This is a genomic window from Chromohalobacter sp. HP20-39 (assembly GCF_033052815.1).
Lineage (GTDB): Bacteria > Pseudomonadota > Gammaproteobacteria > Pseudomonadales > Halomonadaceae > Chromohalobacter.
This window is the reverse complement of sequence record NZ_JAWHTP010001188.1, coordinates 1-235: the sequence shown is the minus strand read 5'-3', so window position 1 is coordinate 235 and position 235 is coordinate 1. Positions and strand designations below refer to the sequence as shown.

At 75.7% G+C, this 235-nt stretch carries 1 pseudogene; it reads right to left on the bottom strand.

The window, feature by feature from the left end:
- Positions 1 to 235, bottom strand: a pseudogene (locus RVY79_RS21655) (hypothetical protein); the annotation flags it as partial.

The window sequence follows — 235 nt, the reverse complement described above, 5'->3', positions numbered from 1 at the left end:
GCCAGGTTGGTCCAGTCGGCCTCGGTGAGCTGGTGTTCGCCGGGGCCGTGGCCGTAGGAGATGGCGGCCACGGAGGAGGTCATCACCACGCGCTGGGCGCCGGCGTCGCGCGCGGCCGTCAGGGCCCGCAGCGCGCCCTCGCGGGCGGGCACGATCAGCGTGTTGGCATCACGCGGCACACCCACCGGCAGCGGCGAGGCCAGATGGGCCACATGGCTGCAGCCGGCGGCGGCCT